The organism is Sporosarcina luteola (assembly GCF_007991495.1).
In the GTDB taxonomy this organism is placed as follows: Bacteria; Bacillota; Bacilli; order Bacillales_A; family Planococcaceae; genus Sporosarcina; species Sporosarcina luteola.
The window spans coordinates 1-1354 of sequence record NZ_BJYL01000078.1 but is presented as its reverse complement, the minus strand read 5'-3'; the positions used below and the strand labels follow the sequence as shown (position 1 = coordinate 1354).

The following is a 1354-nucleotide window of genomic DNA, read 5'->3' as shown; positions in this document are numbered from 1 at the left end:
TAGACACAAAAAAGGAAGTACCTCCCCAAGTCTTGTATAATGGTAGTCGACCAAAACATCCCAAAAAGACTGGAGGAGTACTCCCTATGACCATTATAAGACAACAGAGCCTATTTGGCATCGAAGAATTATATGAGATGGAACCTACCCAAAAATATGAAGAGATCATGGCTGCTATCGATTTGGATATAATCTTCAACGAAATCAACAAGAAATCTCGCTTTGGGGCACCGGTCGAATTGAATTATGGTGCCATGATTGTGAGTATTTTTGCACGTTACATCGAACGGATCCCGACAATCAAAGATCTCATCAAGCGATTGAACAACGACCTATCGTTCAAGATGGACTGCGGGTTCAAAGTTTCAGACAACGTTCCTTCGGAAGCTTCATATAGTCGCCTTCTTTCAAAGCTTAGTGAAACTGACATTTTGGAGAAAGTCCAGGAGACGATTGTCCTGGAGGCCATCTTGGAAGGGTTTATCGATGATGATACAGTGGCGATTGACGCCACTCATTTTGAAGCGCGTGATAAAGCGCCGGCCAAACAGAAAAAAACAAAGGAAGAACCCAAGAAACGCGGCCGTAAAAAGAAGGAAGAACGTGAACAATGGCTGGTCGAACAGGCAGAACAGGAAGCAAATCTTCCACTATACGAAAAGAAAATCGAAGCGCAGCTGGATGAATCACTTTCCAGGCTTCGTGCCGAAGTTCCCCAAGACCCCAAATGGGGTGTTAAGAAAAACAGTGAGGGGCAGAATGTATTCTGGTTCGGCTATAAAGGGCATTTGGCAGTAGGTACATCCAGCCAATATGTTCTACAGTCTCTATTTTCTTCCGGAAGCCTGAATGACGGAAAGGCTGCCATCCCGCTGTTGAAGGGAATCAAAGATAGACTTCCACTTCGCAATCTGATGTATCATACGATGGACGCTGGCTATGATTTTGAAGCAATCTACGAACAAGTACATCGTATGGGACACCGATCTATCATCGCTTACAATAAGCGGAACGAACCCGAGCCCACCGGATTTGACGAACATTTCGCTCCAACTTGTTTCAGGGAGCATTCTTATCGTTACGATAGCTATGACGCCAAGTATGAAACGTTAAAATACACACGACCAAAAGAGTGCGTGGATTGCCCGCTCGCGAACGAGGGCATCTGTCAGAAAGTGTACAAGGTGAAAATCACCACAGATTTACGGAAATACAGTGCACCGGCCCGTGGTTCCAAAGCATGGAAGACCCTTTTCAACCGCAGGACCGCTGTGGAACGCGTGAATGCCTATCTGAAAGAGTTCTTTCAATTGAACAACGTCCGCTATCGGACAGGAAAACGCGCGAAAGTTCA

At 45.4% G+C, this 1354-nt stretch carries 1 protein-coding gene; it reads left to right on the top strand.

Translation table 11 applies throughout. The features are described 5' to 3' along the window. Positions 1 to 86: 86 nt before the first annotated feature. Positions 87 to 1354, top strand: a 1268-nt coding sequence (locus SLU01_RS17830) for a transposase (RefSeq protein ID WP_147060875.1), incomplete at its 3' end; no start/stop codon positions are given.